Below are 17,177 nucleotides of genomic sequence, written 5' to 3'. Positions count from 1 at the left end.
CGCCCGGCGCCCTCCACGCAGGCCAGCCGCTGGGCCAGCCGTTCAGCGGTCGTCCTCGTCGTCGCGGGTTTCGTTCTGGTCCGCAGGTCCGGACCTGATGGCGGGAACCGGTCGGCCCCGGGCGGGCAAGTAGGGGTGTCCCATCCGTGAGCCGAGAGGCCAGAGCATGTCAGAAACGAGCCCCGCCGATTCCGCCGTCATCGCGCGGTCCCGGCAGGAGCCCGAGGTGTTCGCGGAGATCTTCCGCAGACACGCGCCTGAGATCAAGAGATTCGTCGTCCGCCGCCTCGGACTCGACGTCGCCGAGGACGTGGTGGCGGAGACCTTCCTCACTGCCTTCCGCCAGCGCGGCCGCTACGACCTGGTCAGGCACAACGCCTTGCCCTGGCTGTACGGCATCGCGACCAACCTCATCGGCCGCCACAAGCGCACCGAGGCAAGGCAGCTGAACCTGCTGGCCCGCACCGGTGTGGACCCGGTCACCGAACCCTTCACCTCGCGCAGCGACGAGCGGCTGAGCGCTCAGGCCGTACAGCAACGCCTGGCCGCCGCGCTTGCCGCGCTGCCCGCCGGGCACCGCGACGTGCTGCTCCTGGTGACCTGGGGCGGCCTCACCTACACCGAAGCCGCCGAGGCGCTCGGCATCCGCGTCGGAACGGTCCGCTCGCGCGTCAACCGGGCCCGCGCGAAGATCCGGGAGGAACTGGGCGGGACCGACCCCACAGCACTCGTCATCGAGGAGGTTCGCCATGGATGAGCTGGCCCAGCTCAACAGCTTCCGCTCCGAGGTCCCCGCGCAGGAGGACCTGCGCGCCGAGGCGGAGCGCCTGATGGCCGGTATGTCGGCCCCGGTCCGCTCCGGCTTTCGCCGACTCGCACTGCGCGCCACGTTGGCAGGGGGTCTGGCCGCTGCGGTGGCAGCGGCGGTGTTCGTCGTCCAGAGCCCACCTGCCCCGGTGCCGCCCCCGCCGATGATCCGCACGGTCGCGGCAGTGGAGGTGCTGTCGCGGGCGGCTGAGCACGTCGGCAGCCGTCCGGAGCTGCATCCCAGGCCCGGCCAGTTCCTCGTCTATGAGTCGCAGAGCATGGACACCTCCGGAGGGGACGCGGGGATCTGGCTGTCGCGCTCCAAGCGCACGATCTGGCTGCCGGTCGAGGGCAGCGCGGTCAAGGGAGTCCTGCAGGAGGAGCTCTTGGCGCCGCTGCCGTATCCGGGGCACACCCTCCCGCCGGCCGCACGAGCGGAGCAGGCGCTGGTGGGCAAGCCCGGCCGTCCGGGGCGGGCGGCCGACTTCGATGACCGCGCCGAGTTCCTGCGCAACGACTACGCCTACGTCAGCAAGCTGCCGACCGACACCGAGGGCATGCGCAAGCACCTCTACACGCAGCTGCCCAACGACGGGTTGCAGGACTACGAGGCGTGGAACCGGGTCGGCGGGCTGCTGCAGGAGTCCTATCTGCCCGCCGCGCAGCGGGCCGCGCTCTTCCGCGCCGCGGCCACGATTCCCGGGGTGGTGACAGTGAAGGAGGCGCAGGACGCCGCGGGGCGCAAGGGCATCGCGGCGGCGATGGTCTCGCCCATGGGGGTCAGGGAGGAGTACATCTTCGACCGGAAGACCTACGACTATCTCGGCCGCCGGGGGGTGGTCGTGGACGCGAAGTTGGCCGATGCTCCGGTCGGGAGCGTGGTGTCGTCGAGGGCACAGTTGAAGGTGAGCGTCGCCGACAGCCCGCCGATCGTGGAGTAGACGGCGCAACGGGGCTCGGGTAGACGGCATGGCAGGGACCGTTTGCCCGTTGCCACACGGCTGCCGTATCGCCTGTAAAACGGGTGCCTCCGGAATACGGCAGAAACGGGCCGTGCTCTTGATCGCCGGTCGCTAAACTCCTGACTTCACGCTGGTTAGTGATGGTTCCGGAGGGTTTGGGTGGCGTCGATCGATCGGACGGCGTACCCGAGGTTCGCGCGGGCCGTGTCGGCGCGGGAACTGGCGGAGGTGTTCACTCCGTCGGCAGTCGAGGTGGAGTGGGCGCGCGGCAAGACGCAGGATGATCAACATCTGCTGGCGTTGCTGGTGTGGTTGAAGGCCTACCAGCGGCTGGGATATTTCCCCAAGCTCAAGGACGTCCCCGCAGTGGTCTCCGAGCACATCCGAGAGGTGATCGGCCTGCCGGAGGGGGTGGCGCTGGAGGATGCCGCGGAGCGATCGGCGAAGCGGCATCGGTCGTTCGTACGCCAGCGGATGGGCGTCACCTATGACGCGGCTCGGGTCCGGGAGGTGGCTGATGAGGCAATCCGGAAGGCGGCCCAGGCCAAGGACAACCCCGCTGACTTGATCAACGTGGCGCTGGAGGAGTTGGTTCGCGCAGAATGCGAGCTGCCCGGCTACACGACGCTGGATGAGATGACCAAGAAGATCCGCACCGAGGTGAACCGCGGGTTCTTCACGCTGGTGTCCGCCCGGGTCGACGCCGGAGCCCGGGCAAGGCTGGCCCGGCTGCTGCTGGTCGACCCCATCACCCGGCGCAGCGCGTACGACGGGTTGAAGGACGTGGCACAGGCCGCGTCGCTCAACAAGTTCAAGGGCCGTCTGGCGTTCCTGCGGGAACTGGACGCCCTCGGGCCGACCGAGGCGTGGTTAGAGGGGATCCCGCCGGGGAAGATCGCACATTTCGCCGGAGAGGCGAGGGTCACCGATGTCGCGGACCTGCGGAAGGTGCTGGACGAGGACAAGCGCCTCACATTGATCGTGAGCCTGCTGCACACGGTGCGGACTGGAGTGCGGGACGACGTGGTCACGATGTTCTGCAAGCGGATCGCGACAATCCACAAGAAGGGCCGCGACCAGCTGGAAGCCTTACGGGAGGCGCACCGGGCCGAGTCCGAACACCTGCTGGGTGTGTTCGGCAGTGTTCTGGACGGCGTCCGCGAGGCCGTCACACCCGCGGAGTCCGACGCCGCCGGTCCGCCGGCGGACGGCGCGAGTACCGATTCTGCTGCGAGCGCGGGCTCCGGATCCGGGGATGTTGCTGAGCGGGCGGGCCGGCTGGTGTTGAAGGCGCTGGAGGAGGCCGGCGGCCTGGACGTTCTGGCGGCCGCGCACGAGGCGGTGTCGGCCTATCACGGCAACAACTACCTGCCGCTGCTCGACCAGCACTACCGGTCCCACCGCTCGGCGCTGTTCACCCTGGTTGACTCGATCGACCTGGAGTCGACCAACGCCGAGCGCAGCGTGCTGGACGCGGTGGAGTACCTGCAAGCCCAGCGCAACGCGCGGGCGACGTTCGTGTCCGACCGGATCAGCGTGAAGCTCACGGGCGCGGACGGCGCCCCGGTCACGGTGGAGATGGTGGTGGACGTGGACGCGTTCGCCTCGGCGATGTGGCGGAAGATCCTCAAGGACCCGGACCGGCCGGGCATGTTGGTGCGCCGTCACCTGGAAGTGTGCGTGTTCTCCTACCTGGCTTCGGAACTGAAGTCGGGGGACATCGCGGTGGCCGGGTCGGACTCCTATGCCAACTTGCACGATCAGCTGATGAGTTGGGAGGAGTGCGAGCCGCTCGTGGAGGGGTTCTGCACCGAGGCCGACCTGCCGACCGACCCGCGCGAGTTGACTCGCCACTACAGGCAGCTCCTGGCCGACACGGCGGCCGGGGTCGACGCCGGGTATCCGGCCAACACGGACCTGACCCTTGAGGGCGGACGGCCGGTGCTCAAACGGCGCAAGGGCGCCGAGCGGAGCAAGGAGGCGCTCAAGCTGGAGGAGGCCGTGCACGAACGGCTCCCGCAGCGGGACCTGCTCGACATCCTCACCCGCACCGCCTACCAGACCGGCTGGACCCGGCACCTCGGCCCGGCCTCAGGCTCCGACCCGAAGATCAAGGAAGCGCTCGGCCGGTACGTGCTGATGGTGTTCACCTACGGGACACTGCTCGGCCCGGCCCAGGTCTCCGCGCACATGCGCGGCAAGGTCAGCGCCGCCGAGATCGCCATGACCGCGAACAAGCACTCCACCAGCGACAAGATCTCCAAAGCCTCGACTGATGTCATCAACGAGTTCAACAAGCTCGACATCGCCTCGGTCTGGGGTGACGGCAAGACCGTGGCCGCCGACGGCTCCCAGATCGAGACGTGGGAAAACAATCTGTTTGCGGAGAGTCACATTCGGTACGGATGTTATGGAGGTTTGGCCTACAGACACATCTCCAATACCCATGTGGCGCTTTTCTCCCATTTCATCCCATGTGGCGTGTGGGAGGCGGTCTACATCATCGAAGGGCTGTTGAAGAACGCCTCGGAGATCCAGCCCGACACCATCCATGCGGACACGCAAGGCCAGTCGCTGCCGGTCTTCGGACTCGCCGCGCTCATGGGGTTCGACCTGCTGCCCCGTATCCGCAACTGGCACGACCTGGTCTTCTACCGACCCACCCCGGGCACCCGGTACCAGCACATCGACTCGCTGTTCGGCGACGAGGCGATCGATTGGGCTCTCATCGAGACCCACTGGACGGACCTGCTCCGCACCGCGATCTCGATCCGCGAGAACCGGCTGTCCTCGGTGACTCTGCTGCGCCGCCTGGGCAACCACTCCCGCAAGAACCGGCTCTACCGGGCCTTCCGCGAGCTCGGCCGGGCGGTCAGGACGATCACGCTCTTGCGGTATTTGTCGGATCCAGACCTTCGTGAGCAGATCACCCAGGTCACCAACCGCAACGAGTCCTTCCACAACTTCGCCGACTGGCTGATGTTCGGCGGCAAACTCATCGGCCACAACGACCCCGACTATCAAGAGAAGATCATCAAGGTCAACGAGCTGCTGGCCAATTGCGTCATTTACTCGACCGCCCAGGACATCACAGATGCGGCCAACGCCATCGCCGCCGACGGCCACCCCGTCGACCTCGACGACCTGGCCACCATCTCGCCCTACATCACCCACGTCATCCGCCGGTTCGGCAACTGGATCCTCAACCTGACCCCGCCGGCCGCCAGCCCCACCACCCGACTCGACCTCGAGTCTCAAGTCCTCTTCGCCCCATAACCGGCAGCCCCGACGCGCCTACTTTTCGGATGGGGTTTCTGGACGGTATCGAGCCTGGTCGTTAGAGTGTCCAGAAAGGTAGACGTTTCTGGACTCGGAGGTGCCGCAATGCCGGAGCGGCCGCCGAAAGGGCTGCTGCCCGAGGAACTGTGGCGGCGTCTGGTCGAGGCGTATCTCGCTGGCGATGAGGGTTGCTTCGCGGTCCGCGGTGACGCCGCCCGCGAGTTCACCCGCCTCGACGTCTACCGGCGCCCGACGCCCGAAGGGCCGCTGGTCGACCGGCGCGTGCCGGACGGCCGGGAGCCGCGTGGCACCTACGCCTTCATCAACAACGCCGGCCGGGCGCACGTGCTCGCCAACGCCTCCCGTTACCGCGAGCTCTACCCCAATGTGGAGTTCGCCGAGCCACAGCCAGCCGCTGGCGCCGGGCGGATCCTCGCCTACGTCCGGGTCTCCTCCCGTGACCAGAACCCCCAACTGCAGATCGACGCGATCGAGGCCTCCGGCTACGACCAGATGTTCACTGAGAAGCTCTCGGGCAAGCATGGCGTCGACCGGCCCGAATGGCGCCGGCTCCTGGCGATGGCGAGACAGGGCGACACCGTGAAGTTCTGGAAGTCCGACCGATGGGGCCGCTCCGCCGCACACGTCCTGACCACCGTCAATGACCTGCGTGCCCGGGGCGTAAAGGTCGTCTCCCTGACCGAGAACTTCGACCTGGACACCAAAGAAGGCCGGTTCATGTTCACCGTCCTGGCCGCCGCAGCCGAGTACGAACTCGAGCTGCGCGCCGAGCGCCAGGCCGACGGCATCGCCGCCGCCGCACGCCGTGAGGCCGAAGGGCGCATGCTGCCCGGCAAGAAGAAGACCGGCCGGCCCCGCGTCATCGGCCCCGCCGAACTTGCCGCCCTCCGCCGTCTCGTACGCGACGGCGTCTCGGTCACCGAAGCCGCTCGCACCCTCAAGATCGGCCGATCCACCGCCTACGAAGCGCTGGCCGCCGCACTGACGGACGACCAGACCGCGCACGCCAAGCCGGAAGCTGTCGTGGCGGCCCTGCCTCCAGACAGCCGCCCAACGCCTTCAGCCGCCGCCTACGACGGACTGCTCAGCCGGATGCCAAGCACCCCGGCCTGACCGTTCCCACGGTTTCTCTCGGTCTCCCCGGAGCTGGGTCACTGTGACGTCGGTCGTGGGGCTATGGGAAGACGGCCTGGCTTTCGATTGCTACATGTAGCCGTCGGGGCGCCAGTCCTGGAACCCCCCTCCATTACAGGGCTGCGTGTAGACCGCGCCGGCTCCGTTGCTGTCGAGGCACCACGAGTTCGTGGCGTGCTTGAAGGTGACATTACTCCAGATCGCAGCCCCTTCCCGCCAGTTTATGCTCCACTTCTGCCAGAGGTTCGGATCCTGGCACGGGGACATGTAGACGGCCGAGTTGTTATTGCCGTCGATGCATAGACCAGTCTGGTAGTTCCTGATGCGCCACCATGAACCGTCGTAGTACAAGATTTGCCACAACTGAAAGTTGCCGTTGTTGCAGGGCAACGTGTAGATTTGTCCAGCAAAGTTGCTGTCGAGGCACCGCCCAGTCGCCCAGTTCCGGATGATGCCGGGATTCGGCGGATAGGCATTGGCAGGCGAAGCTACGAGAGCCAACGAAGCGAGCAGGACACCCACGATGACGTACGCGCCGCGGGCTCCCCAACGCCGCTGGGATCGCCTCGTCGGAGTTGTGCCGTTGGGCATGCTTGTCCCCTTCCGATGAACATGTTGTCGTGTGTGAACCGGGGATGATGGCGCGCCTGTGCGCCCACCCCGATCGTAAGCCGGGTTGGTCTGCACCGTCAGAGGGCGACCAGGATCGCCTTGTGCTTGGTGAAGGCGTCCATCACCTCGGGCCCGCCCTCACCGCCGACCCCGGACTGTTTGAACCCGGCGAACGGCATGGGCCCGGTGGTCATCTCGTGGTGGGTGTTGACCCAGATCGTGCCCGCGTCGATGCCGTCGGCGACCTGGTGAGCGGTGCTGAGGTCCTTCGTCCATACGGACGCCGCCAGGCCGTACTCGGTCTGGTTGGCCTTGGCAACGGCGTCGGAGGTGTCGGTGAAGCTCATCAGGGCGCCGATCGGCCCGAAGATCTCCTCCCGTACCACCCGCATGTCTGGGGTGACCTCGTCCAGGAGGGTCGGGGCGACGAAGTAGCCCCGGTCGCCGTATCGGGTGCCGCCGGTGCGGGTGCGCGCCCCTTCCTGCGCGGCGATGTCGAAGTAGCCCGTCACGCGCTCGAAGTGACGGCGCGTGGCGAGCGGGCCCATCATCGTCGCCGGGTCGAAAGGGTCCCCGACCGTGAACGCCGCCATGGCCGCCGTCAGGCGCTCGGTGAACTCTTCGCGCACGCTCTCCTGGACGAGGATGCGGGTGCCGGCGGTGCACGCTTGTCCGCTGCCGCCCAGGAGGGCGATCGAGACGCCGTGGGCCGTGGCCTCCAGGTCGGCGTCGGCGAAGACGACGACGACGGGTGACTTGCCGCCCAGTTCCAGGGTGAGCCGCTTGAGGTCGGCGCTCGCCACCTCGTGTACGTGCCTGCCGACCTGGGTGGAGCCGGTGAAGGCGATCTTGGCGACGCCGGGGTGGCGGACCAGGGCCTCACCCGCCACGCTCCCGGGGCCGGTGACCACGTTGACCACGCCCGCAGGCAGGTCGGTGTGCTGGTCCAGCAGTTCCGCGAAGCGCAATGTGGTCAGCGACGCCCACTCCGGCGGCTTGAGCACCGCGGTGTTGCCGGCCGCGAGCGCCGGGGCGAGCTTGAGCGCCAGCTGCGGCATGGGGCCGTTCCAACCCCAGATGCAGCCGACCACGCCGAGCGGCACCTTCCGGGTGTAGCCGAGGCGGCCGGGCGTTAGCGGGACGGTGTGCCCGTTGAGCTTGGTGGGCCAGCCGGCGAAGTGCCAGTAGGTCTGGGCGACGGCGCCCATCATGTGCCGTGTCATCCAGTTCGGCATGCCCATGGTGCGGGACTCGATGTTGGCCAGCTCGTCGCCGTGCTCCTCGAAGACGTCGGCGATCTGGGTAAGGATCCGGCCGCGCCGGTCGGGGTCGATGCCGGACCAGGACGGGTCGGTGAACGCCCGCTGGGCTGCCTGGACGGCCGCGTCGACGTCCTCTGCGGTGCCGCGGGGGATGCTCGCGAGCTCCTCCTCGGTGGTCGGGTCGGTGTTCGTCAGGAACTCCCCGGACGAGCCGGGCACCTGACGGCCGCCGATCCACATGAGGCGCTCACCCGGGCGGACGAACTCGGGGACGGTACGCCTGGCCTCCTCGGCGACCGGCGGGGTGACGCCAATGATGTTCTGCGTGGACATGTCATCACTCCTTCGTACGTACGTGGTCTGGGGACGGGTCAGGCGATGAGCAGCCGCTCGCTCAGCGTCCAGAGCCGCTCGGCCGCCTCGGGATCGATGGCGTGCGGCGCGACGTCCATGGGCGGCGGGCCGTCGAACCGGGCACCCGGCGGGGTGGGGGGTCGACCGGCGAGATGTCGTTGTCCTTGAGGTACACGCCCCCGTCCCTGGCAGGTGCCGACCCTGTCGGATACTCGTCTGCGTCTTCGTGTGCCTCTTGAGGTCGCAGTGCCGCCTTCGCCTCGGGTCGGTTGCCATGAGTGCCGAGTAGAGCGTTGCCGCAGGCCACAGCGGGTGATGGAGACGGGGAGACAACCGTCAGGGGTGGAGGACGACCTTGATGGCTCCGGAGGCCCGGTCACCGGCCACGCGGAAGGCCTCTGCGGCATCGTCGAGGGGGAAGCGGTGGGTGATCACCGTCTGCGCGATCGCAGGGTTGCCGGCGAGCAACGCCGCGGCCTGTTCGGTGTCGCGGATGCCGTCGTGCCGGCTGTAGGAGATGGAGTTGACGTAGGTGAGTTCCTTGACGAGGCTGGCGACGCCCGGGATGGGAACGGTGTGCACGTAGACGCCCAGCAGCACGATGCGACCGCCGGGGCGGGCCAGCTCGGCGCAGCGGGCGAGACCGGACTCGCTGCCGGCGGCGTCGATCACGACGTCGTAGAGGCCTTCGGTTGGGCCGGCTTCGAGACGTTCCGCAGCCATCCTCTGGTGCTTGTGGCGCACCTCGATATCGACGTCGTGGCCGCGCTGCCGTGCCGCGGCCACGGCCAGCAGCCCGATGCTGCCGCCGCCAACGACCGCCACCCGCTCGCCCGGCGTGAGCGCCGCCCTGCGGACGCCGTGCCAGGCCACTGACGCCGGCTCCACGAGGCAGGCGTCGCGTACGTCCAGGCCGGCCGGAAGCGGGACGAGCATGTTCTCCGAGACCGTCACGGCATCGCACATGCCGCCGTTTCGGAATATGCCGAGCGTTCCGTGTTCCGGGGCAGTGCACCGCTGGACATGGCCGGTGCGGCATTGGTCGCACTGTCCGCAGTGAACCAGGGGTTCGACGGCATAGCTCCGGCCGTCGGCGGCGGTGCCGGCGAACTCGTGGCCGTAGGTGTAGCCCTGAACGGTGTAGCCCTGAGCACCGCCGGCCGCGAAGTTCACGTCGGTCCCGCAGATGCCCGTCGAGGCGATGGTGAGGCGTACGCCGGGCGCTACCGGTTCGTCGATCTCGGTCACGAGGATGCCCTGGTCGGTGTTGCGCACTGCGCGCATGATGATCCCTTCAACGCGCCACTATGTGAACGCTGTTAGCTTATGATAAGTGATCGGCGTTCGCCTAGGCCTTATCGTGGTCCCGTGCGCGAACTCACAACGACAGGCATGGCCGGCGAGCTGCCCCCGCATGACCCGCGGAAGAACCAGCGGGCGGAACCGAGGCCGGGCACGGCGGCCTGGTGGCTTGCCCAGGAGAACGAACCCGCGCGGCGGCGGCGGCGCAGATCACTGACCCTCGATGCCGTCCTCGACACGGCCATGGCCCTGCTCGACACGCGCGGGGTGGCCGCGCTGACCATGCGCAACATCGCCGAGGAACTCGGCTGCACGCAGGCGTCCCTCTACCGCCACGTGCGCAACCGCGAGGAACTGGTGACCCTGCTAGTCGACCGGGCACTCAGCGTGGCGAGCTCGGTTCCGCCCGGCGACACGGACTGGGCCGAGAAGGCGGCGTGGTCCGCACGCCTGTTCCGCGAGCACCTGCTCCGGCACCCCGGCGTGGCCTCGCTCCTTCGCGGGACCGAACGGCTCGGCCCCAACTCGCTGGCCGGGGTGCAATACTCCCTCGAACTGTTCATCGGCGCCGGCTTCAGCCCCTGGCTCGCGTACGCCGCCGCATCGTCGCTGGCCACCTTCATCATCGGCTCGGTGAACTTCAACCTCGGCCTGGACTCGTCAGATCCCGAAGAGAGCCGTCACCGGCGCCTGCTGTTCCGCTCCCGAGACGCCGCGGTCTTGCCCCTGATCGTGCAGCACGCCGACGCCCTCGCGGAGGTCAGCAGCGACGACGAGTTCGAAGTAGGCCTCAAGGCATTGTTGACCGGGTTCCGCGCCCTGATCCAGAACCCGGACATCACACACGATTAGCGCACGGACCTGAACAGCGCTCACTCCAGACCTGCCCGGCGACCGGCGCCGCGCCGCCGTGAGCCCCGGCTGTCCCGCCCCCTGATCGCGGCCAAGGCGCCGGCCAATCGATCGAAGACGCCGTCGGCCTGACCGCCACCCTCGCCGACAACGCGCCCGTACCCGCGGCGCTGAACGCCTACGATGCCCAGCGTCGCCCCCGCACCCAGGCCACCGCCCACAACGCCCACCAGGCCGGCCTTCAAGTGATCAACGCCGGGCCGTTCACCCACGCCCTGACTGCTCTCGCCCTCCGGCTCACTCCCTCGACGCTGTGGGCGCGCCTCGCGCCCCGCACACTCGGTCCCCTGTGGGACTGGACACCCCCAACACTGCCAGCAACGCCTGACACACTCCCACACATCTGACCCGCCCGAGCCTCCCGAAGGCCGAGCTACCCGAACCCGGGAAACCGTCACCAACCAGGTTGAACACCAAGATCCTTGTGACGGTGATCAAGCACGCGGCCCGTTTCCGCCGTATTCCGGTGGCACCCCTAAAAGTAGGTGTTTCTGGACACCGAGGGAAGCTGGCCAATGACCGTCTGAGCGTACGCACGAGTTTCGACCGCCCCAAGGGCCAGGTCCGGGGATGGCTGATCCTGCAGATAACACTCTATTATCTGTGGCATCGCTGATCACGACCTGCGGTGACCTGCCGCCGGGCGTACGCGAAGCGGCCCTGTTATCTGCGGCAAGGAGGACGCCGTGCCCGCCGTGGTGACGCCGCTGCCGACAGGGCAGGGCCTGACGGTCCGCGCCGCGGCCGACGTCTTCCTCGACACCGTGGCCAACCCCAACACCATGCGCGCCTACGCCGCCGGCGTCGGCAAGACCGCGCTGCGGCTCGGCGAGCACCGCCCGCTCGCGGCGGTGGCCGACGACGAGATCGGCGAGGCCCTGGAGACGCTGTGGGGCGGCGCGGCGGTCAACACCTGGAACGCCCGCCGCGCCGCCGTACTGTCGTGGCTGGCCTGGTGCCGCGAGCACGGCCACACCGCACCCGCCGTGCCCGCCTGGGCCAGGCGGCTGGCCGCCCCCGACAGCCAGACCCCCGCCCGCTCCAGGACCGCGATCGACCGGCTGATCGCCCGCCGCGACGTCGGCGTCCGCGAGAAGACCCTCTACCGCCTGTTGTATGAGACCGCGGCCCGGGCCGAGGAAATCCTCACCCTCAACATCGAAGACCTCGACCTGACCGCCCGCCAGGCACAGGTCAAGGCCAAAGGCGCCCGCGCCAAGACCCGCCGCCGCGGCCAGGCCCGCGAGGACTTCGTGCTGGAGACCGTCTACTGGGACGCCGGCGCCGCCCGGCTGCTGCCCCGCCTGCTCAAAGGCCGCACCCGCGGCCCGGTCTTCGTCACCCACCGCCGCCCCGGCCCCGGCAAGGTCGTCAGCTCCCGCGACATCTGCCCCGACACCGGCCTGGCCCGCTTGTCCTACGGCCAAGCCCGCGCCCTGCTGGACGAGCACACCGCGCTGGGCGGCCCCGGCACGGGCTGGGACCTGCACGAATTTCGCCACTCGGCGCTGACCCACCTGGGCGAGGCCGGCGCGAGCCTGCTGATGCTGATGGCCAAATCCCGGCACAAGAAACCGGAGAACCTGCGCCGCTACTTCAAGCCCTCACCGGACGCCATCGCCCAGGTCACCAGCCTGCTCGCCCCCAGGACCAGCGGCTGAGCTGCCCAGACCGCCAGCACATGCGATATGTAGCTGATCAACAAGCATCCCACCTGAGACAAAGGAGCCACGTGGCCGAGGGCAGCAGCACGCCAGCCGGACAGGACGCCGACCCCGTGCCACCCCTGTCGCCAACCCGGCCTGACGGCTGGCCCGACTGGCTCGGACGCCGCCCCATCCCCGTCGCCGAACGCGACCGGCTCCGTCAGACCATCGACGCCGACCGACTGTCCCGCGAGACCGCGCGCGCCCAAACCGACCAGCAACTCGCGCCGCACTTCTCCTACATCGTTATCGAAGGCCTCAACCCCGACCAGAACCCCCGCAAACGCATCCGGCTCCGCGCCCGGCTCACCATCGCACTCCGCCTCGCCGCCGGAGAAGACCACCGCACCCACTACGAGGCCACCGGCCACCGGATCACCCTCGGCATCGCCGGACCCGACGCCCGCGAACGCGCCCGATCTCTACGCCAAGAAGTCCAACGCATCGGGCGAGGCCATCGCTGGACCATCACCGAGGACCTCCACTAACCACGCTCCGTGGGCCATGCTCAGCGCACCCGTGCTGACGTGCGGAAAATCCTTAGCGTTGTTCTCTGAGGAAATAGTCCCCACACCCCGGCCCCCGCACCGGCCCGGCCGGCGGCCGGCTGCCCGCCGCGCTGACCGACTTCCTCGCCCGCATCTACCACGACCTGCGCAACCGCGGCGCGACCGGCCCCGAGCGGGCGCTGAACTTCGCCGCCACCAACGCCGTCCAGGCCCGCGACGTCCTGTCCGACGCGTTGCGGCGCGGCCTGGCCCTGCAGCACATCGACGTCGAGCCGAGCCCGCACGCCCGCCCCGCAAGCGAGGTCTTCGACGTCACCTTGCGCTTCTTCGACCCCGACAACAGCCACCGCGCCAAGCGCCTGTACCGCTACGCCATCGACGTCACCGACGTCATGCCCGTCACCGTGGGCCCCGCCCGCACCTGGCCTCAAGCCTGACCCAGACCTTCGTAAGGGAGACCAGCATGACCAGCGACCCGCAACCCGTCCGCCCGTTCGCGGCCAGCGTCACCGTGCCGTGGGACCTGCGCGTCCCCGAGGCCGACATCTACCTCGTCGGGTACGGCATGCAACTGCCCAACGACTTCACCCTGGAAATGCTGGCCGTCCTCAAACGCTGCACCCGCGTCTTCGCCGTCCCCCCGCTGCACGCCCCCGACTTCGGCCTGCCCACGATGGAAGATCTCACCCAGCACTACGGTCCTGACAAGGACCGCAGCATCACCTACCGCCAATGGACCGACCTCATCCTGAGCGCGGCCGCCGCCGAGCCCCCCGTGGCCTTCGCCACCTACGGCAGCGTCATGTGCGGCGCCTCCACCGCCCACCAGCTCCTGCAGCAAGCCCCCGAGCGCGGGCTGCGCGTGCACGTCACCAAAACGGTGTCCTGCTTCGACGGCATCTGGGCCGACCTCAACATCGAACCCTTCTACGGTTTCTCGGTCTGGGAAGCCTCAGTCTTCCTCGACCTGGCCATCGTCCCCGACACCAAGTCCAACCTGCTGCTGCCCCAGGCGCCAGTCCTGCGCATCAAGCAGGGCCCCGACATCGCCGCCGCCACCATCGCGGTCAGCTCACAGATCACCGCGCTACGCGACCACCTGCTGCGCTTCTACCCGGCCGAGCACCCAGTGCACTACATCCACACCGCCTCCGGCACCGCCGCCCGCACCGACCTGGAAACCATGCCGCTGGCCAAGCTCGACCACCCCGGCGCCCAATCCCACAGCACCCTGCTCATCCCCCGCCTCGACGCTCCGGCACGACTCGACTTCGGACCGCCCCTGGCCAGCTAAGAAGGCCCCGTGGGCCCAAGCGAAGGGCGTACAGAATCGAAGCGCTGCAGCCGCGCTGGGCCCATGTCATCCGCTCCGCGTCACCGGTTCGCCTGACTGCGAGCCCAGCAGCACCCCGACGGGAGCGTCTCGCAGGAGCGAGACGCTCTTAGATTCTCGCGACATGGAATGGACGATTATCACGTACATGAGCGATCACGGTGGAGCGGCGACTAGGACAACCCCTCGCCCGAGCGATGCGCGACTCCGGCACGTTATCCGGTACATCTCAGCGAGCGCCGCGCCGCGCCGCGCACCAAGCTCACCGGGCGGCCGGCATGAACGCCGCGCCGAAAGTGGCCGCGCTGCGCGGCGGGGACGCCACCCTCGCCGCGGCGGCCAACGCCTTCCTGTCCGCCGCGCGCACGGCCAACCCGAACACCCACCGCGCCTACGCCTCGGCCATCGGCCGCACCATCGAGCGGCTCGGCCGTGACCGGCCGCTGGCCGAGGTCGCCGACGCCGAGATCGGCGCCGCACTCGCCGAGCTGTGGGGCCGATGCGCGCCGGCGACCTGGAACCGCAACCGCGCCGCCGTCACCTCCTGACTCGCCTGGTGCCAGGCCAAGAAGCACTGGGCCGCCCCATCGGTCCCAGCCGAGGCCGAACGCCGCAAGGAAAGTCCCGACGAGACCCGCGCGGTCGCCAAGGCCACCATCCACCTGCTGCTGTCCCGCCGCGACATCCCGCTGCGCGAAAAGACGCTGTGGCGGATGCGGTCGGGCTGTCCGGCGGCCGTGACCATGACCATCATGAGCAGGCCGAACGTGTCCACGACCAGGTGACGTTTCCTGCCTCCCACCTTTTTCCCGGCGTCATAGGAGCGCGAACGCCCGGTGACGGTGGCCGCGGCGCGCACCGACTGGGAGTCGATGACGCCCGCGACCGGGTTGGGGCAGCGCCCAGCTCGCAATCGGATGGCACGGCGAAGCTCATCACGGACCCGGTTGAAAACCCCGGCCCGGGTCCACCGGCTGAAGAAGCCGAACACGGTCTGATAAGGCGGAAAGTCCGCTGGCAGGGCCCTCCACTTGCAGGCGTTGTCGGTCACGTACCTGATCGCGTCGAAAATGTCGCGGCGGTGGTGCTTTTCCGGGCGCCCACCGGTGCGCGTCCGGCAGGCGGGCACCGGCAGGAGGGGCTCGATCAACGCCCACTCCTCATCGCCGGTGTCGGACGGATAACGGCGCGGACGCATCGGCTCACGCTCGCCCGGCCTTGTTGAGCAGACCCAGCGCCGCCTGCACCACGTTGAGCTGGCCCAGCACCAGGTTGACCCACTCCTCCTCCGGCCGGGCGGCCGCGTGCGGTGCCACCGTCGCCCAGAGCAGGCGGCTGATCCGGGTCAGTTCGGTGCGCATCCGCGAGCGCTCGTATGCGATCCAGTCATCGGGTTGGGAAGAGAAGCGGTAGCCATCGGCGTAGGTCCAGATCAGCGGGGTCAAATGGGCCATCGCCGAGGCCTCCCGGATGTAGAGGATGCCCTTGCGGACCTGGTAGAGACTCAGTTTGGTGGCGCCGACCAGTTGCCGGGCGGTCAGCCCGGCCGGGCGGGCCTCCAGCAGCGCGAGACGAACCTGGTCGCCGCAGACGTTAGCGGCCAGGCCCCTGGAGGGCATGGCGCTACTCGCCGCGCAGCAGCCGGGCCAGGCCCTCGTCCAGGCTCACGTCGCCGGACTCGACGGCCGCCTCCAGCCAGTCGGCGGTCGCGCGCACCCGGCCGAGATTGCGCGCCACGACGGCCTTCTCCTCGGCGGTGAAGGCGTGCCCGCGAAGCGTCGGCAGCACCCGGCCCACCGCGGCCACGACCACCGAGCACGCGCCGACCAGTTCGATGAGGTCACGGCTGCGCTCGATCCGGGGCAGCGCCGGGGTGCGCTCCCGGGCCGCCTCGCCGGCCTGCCGGGCCTGATCGACCTGCGCACGGTTGACCAGATGCCGGACGGTGGTGTCGGTCATCGCCTTGAAGGCGACCTCCGGGCGGCGCAGCAGATCGGTCGCCACGGCGGCGGCGACCTGCTCGTCGCGGGCCAGGTCGTGGATGCGCTCCACCTTCTGCTGCACCGAGGTGGTGTCGGCGAACTTCTGGTCGACGGCCTGCTTGGCGGCCGTATCGGTCCACCGGTGCGTCTGGGTGCGCCTGTCCAGCGGCGGCTTGGTGATGCGCTCCCACCGCTCCTCATCATCGCGCAGCGAGGCCAACGTCTTGTGAATGTAGTACGGGACCCTGTGCCGGCGGTGCTGAGCCGGCCAGCGGGAGGCCACCCAGCGATAGGTCTCCAGGGTCTTCACCGGAATCGCGAGATCGTCGGCGAACAGCTGCAGGGATTCCAAGACGCCGAACAGCGCCTCGCCCCGGTCCGGGTGCGCGCCGCCGTGCGGCTGCATCGGCTCGATTTCCAGCGCCAGGTCCCCGAGCTCGAACTGGGAACGGGTCTGGAGCTCAATCAGCTCCCGGGCACGAGTGATGATCTGTTCGTACCGCTCCTGGCTGACGTGACCGATCATGGTCGGCATGGTCCGCTCTCCCCTCGCACGCGACGTACGGGACAACGGCGGGATGCGGACCACCAACATTAAGCATCCTATTGATCACGGCTAGTGACAATCCCTGGCAAACAAGGTCTTTTGTGTTTCCTAACGATCATCAACAGGGATCAAAGACACCTTCTCACCAACGGCAAACTCATCGAACGCCCATCAGGATCGCCCGTCCCCACAGCCGCCTAAGAACTCACGATCCACAGGTCTTGACTATTGCTCTCGCGCAAGGCCCGCAAGGCCCGCGGTGCTCTGCCGGAGTTTGGCGATGATGACGACCCCGCAGGCGAGGACCGGCGTCCCACGCCCGAGTGGAAACGCGCGATGCTCCTGCTCGCCGCACGCCTGCAGATGTCCGCCGACGACGGAGTGACCTGGCGCGACATCCGGGTCAAAGCCAGCGGCTCGGGCTGGACGGCGCGGTTGGCCACCCGCGCACGGCA

General features: G+C 68.8%; 16 protein-coding genes and 1 pseudogene. 11 read left to right on the top strand and 6 right to left on the bottom strand.

Going from position 1 to position 17,177, the window contains the following annotated elements:
- Positions 1-226: 226 nt before the first annotated feature.
- The 4 genes from AB0H75_RS43965 (at position 227) to AB0H75_RS43950 (ending at position 6,182) form a co-directional block, all read left to right on the top strand.
- Positions 227-757: an RNA polymerase sigma factor gene (locus AB0H75_RS43965; RefSeq protein WP_367806800.1), complete on the top strand. Its 531-nt coding sequence runs from the start codon at positions 227-229 to the stop codon at positions 755-757.
- The gene (locus AB0H75_RS43960; protein ID WP_367806798.1) at positions 750-1,748 is read left to right on the top strand and encodes a CU044_5270 family protein; all 999 of its coding nucleotides are present in this window, start codon (positions 750-752) and stop codon (positions 1,746-1,748) included. The genes AB0H75_RS43965 and AB0H75_RS43960 overlap by 8 nt, the downstream gene beginning before the upstream one ends.
- A 180-nt stretch (positions 1,749-1,928) precedes the next feature.
- Positions 1,929-5,045: a Tn3 family transposase gene (locus tag AB0H75_RS43955; RefSeq protein ID WP_367806796.1), complete on the top strand. Its 3,117-nt coding sequence runs from the start codon at positions 1,929-1,931 to the stop codon at positions 5,043-5,045.
- A gap of 108 nt (positions 5,046-5,153) precedes the next feature.
- Complete coding sequence (locus tag AB0H75_RS43950) at positions 5,154-6,182, top strand: recombinase family protein (RefSeq protein ID WP_367806794.1); 1,029 nt, start codon at positions 5,154-5,156, stop codon at positions 6,180-6,182.
- 90 nt (positions 6,183-6,272) lie between these two features.
- Here the strand turns inward: AB0H75_RS43950 and AB0H75_RS43945 are convergent, their stop codons facing one another.
- From AB0H75_RS43945 to AB0H75_RS43935, 3 genes are all read right to left on the bottom strand, one after another.
- Positions 6,273-6,794, bottom strand: a complete 522-nt coding sequence (locus AB0H75_RS43945) for a ricin-type beta-trefoil lectin domain protein (protein ID WP_367806792.1) — start codon at positions 6,792-6,794, stop codon at positions 6,273-6,275.
- 98 nt (positions 6,795-6,892) lie between these two features.
- On the bottom strand, positions 6,893-8,410 hold the full coding sequence (locus tag AB0H75_RS43940) for an aldehyde dehydrogenase (RefSeq protein WP_367806790.1): 1,518 nt from the start codon (positions 8,408-8,410) through the stop codon (positions 6,893-6,895).
- Between the two features lie 357 nt (positions 8,411-8,767).
- The gene (locus AB0H75_RS43935; protein WP_367806788.1) at positions 8,768-9,706 is read right to left on the bottom strand and encodes a zinc-binding dehydrogenase; all 939 of its coding nucleotides are present in this window, start codon (positions 9,704-9,706) and stop codon (positions 8,768-8,770) included.
- A 93-nt stretch (positions 9,707-9,799) separates the two neighbouring features.
- Between AB0H75_RS43935 and AB0H75_RS43930 the strand changes: the two genes are divergently transcribed.
- The 7 genes from AB0H75_RS43930 (at position 9,800) to AB0H75_RS43900 (ending at position 14,741) form a co-directional block, all read left to right on the top strand.
- Positions 9,800-10,585, top strand: a complete 786-nt coding sequence (locus AB0H75_RS43930) for a TetR/AcrR family transcriptional regulator (protein ID WP_367806786.1) — start codon at positions 9,800-9,802, stop codon at positions 10,583-10,585.
- Between the two features lie 490 nt (positions 10,586-11,075).
- Positions 11,076-11,261 carry a hypothetical protein gene (locus AB0H75_RS43925; protein ID WP_367806784.1) on the top strand — a complete coding sequence of 62 codons (186 nt, stop codon included), beginning with the start codon at positions 11,076-11,078 and terminating at the stop codon, positions 11,259-11,261.
- Between the two features lie 70 nt (positions 11,262-11,331).
- On the top strand, positions 11,332-12,306 hold the full coding sequence (locus AB0H75_RS43920) for a tyrosine-type recombinase/integrase (protein WP_367806782.1): 975 nt from the start codon (positions 11,332-11,334) through the stop codon (positions 12,304-12,306).
- Between the two features lie 71 nt (positions 12,307-12,377).
- On the top strand, positions 12,378-12,839 hold the full coding sequence (locus AB0H75_RS43915; protein ID WP_367806780.1) for a hypothetical protein: 462 nt from the start codon (positions 12,378-12,380) through the stop codon (positions 12,837-12,839).
- 119 nt (positions 12,840-12,958) lie between these two features.
- Positions 12,959-13,297 (top strand): hypothetical protein, encoded by a 339-nt coding sequence (locus AB0H75_RS43910; RefSeq protein ID WP_367806860.1) that lies wholly within the window; start codon positions 12,959-12,961, stop codon positions 13,295-13,297.
- A gap of 26 nt (positions 13,298-13,323) precedes the next feature.
- Positions 13,324-14,154, top strand: a complete 831-nt coding sequence (locus tag AB0H75_RS43905; RefSeq protein WP_367806778.1) for an SAM-dependent methyltransferase — start codon at positions 13,324-13,326, stop codon at positions 14,152-14,154.
- Between the two features lie 317 nt (positions 14,155-14,471).
- Positions 14,472-14,741 carry a hypothetical protein gene (locus AB0H75_RS43900; protein ID WP_367806862.1) on the top strand — a complete coding sequence of 90 codons (270 nt, stop codon included), beginning with the start codon at positions 14,472-14,474 and terminating at the stop codon, positions 14,739-14,741.
- Between the two features lie 182 nt (positions 14,742-14,923).
- Here AB0H75_RS43900 and AB0H75_RS43895 read toward each other — a convergent pair.
- The 3 genes and pseudogenes from AB0H75_RS43895 to AB0H75_RS43885 all read right to left on the bottom strand — a co-directional run.
- Positions 14,924-15,391, bottom strand: a pseudogene (locus AB0H75_RS43895) (IS5 family transposase); the annotation flags it as partial.
- A 4-nt stretch (positions 15,392-15,395) separates the two neighbouring features.
- The gene (locus AB0H75_RS43890) at positions 15,396-15,812 is read right to left on the bottom strand and encodes a hypothetical protein (protein WP_367806776.1); all 417 of its coding nucleotides are present in this window, start codon (positions 15,810-15,812) and stop codon (positions 15,396-15,398) included.
- A gap of 4 nt (positions 15,813-15,816) precedes the next feature.
- Positions 15,817-16,710: a DUF6192 family protein gene (locus AB0H75_RS43885; RefSeq protein ID WP_367806774.1), complete on the bottom strand. Its 894-nt coding sequence runs from the start codon at positions 16,708-16,710 to the stop codon at positions 15,817-15,819.
- Positions 16,711-17,177: the final 467 nt, after the last annotated feature.

It is taken from the genome of Nonomuraea sp. NPDC050783, assembly GCF_040802095.1.
Taxonomy (GTDB): Bacteria; Actinomycetota; Actinomycetes; order Streptosporangiales; family Streptosporangiaceae; genus Nonomuraea.
Note: the sequence above shows the minus strand (reverse complement) of the source record. Positions and strands in the feature narration are given on the sequence as shown.

What these genes read in the sequence shown, in the direction of transcription:
- AB0H75_RS43940 (WP_367806790.1), bottom strand. Translation starts at nt 8,410, where the DNA reads ATGTCCACGCAGAACATCATTGGCGTCACCCCGCCGGTCGCCGAGGAG.
- AB0H75_RS43945 (WP_367806792.1), bottom strand. Translation starts at nt 6,794, where the DNA reads ATGCCCAACGGCACAACTCCGACGAGGCGATCCCAGCGGCGTTGGGGA.
- AB0H75_RS43890 (WP_367806776.1), bottom strand. Translation starts at nt 15,812, where the DNA reads ATGCCCTCCAGGGGCCTGGCCGCTAACGTCTGCGGCGACCAGGTTCGT.
- AB0H75_RS43960 (WP_367806798.1), top strand. Translation starts at nt 750, where the DNA reads ATGGATGAGCTGGCCCAGCTCAACAGCTTCCGCTCCGAGGTCCCCGCG.
- AB0H75_RS43900 (WP_367806862.1), top strand. Translation starts at nt 14,472, where the DNA reads ATGAACGCCGCGCCGAAAGTGGCCGCGCTGCGCGGCGGGGACGCCACC.
- AB0H75_RS43905 (WP_367806778.1), top strand. Translation starts at nt 13,324, where the DNA reads ATGACCAGCGACCCGCAACCCGTCCGCCCGTTCGCGGCCAGCGTCACC.
- AB0H75_RS43885 (WP_367806774.1), bottom strand. Translation starts at nt 16,710, where the DNA reads ATGCCGACCATGATCGGTCACGTCAGCCAGGAGCGGTACGAACAGATC.
- AB0H75_RS43950 (WP_367806794.1), top strand. Translation starts at nt 5,154, where the DNA reads ATGCCGGAGCGGCCGCCGAAAGGGCTGCTGCCCGAGGAACTGTGGCGG.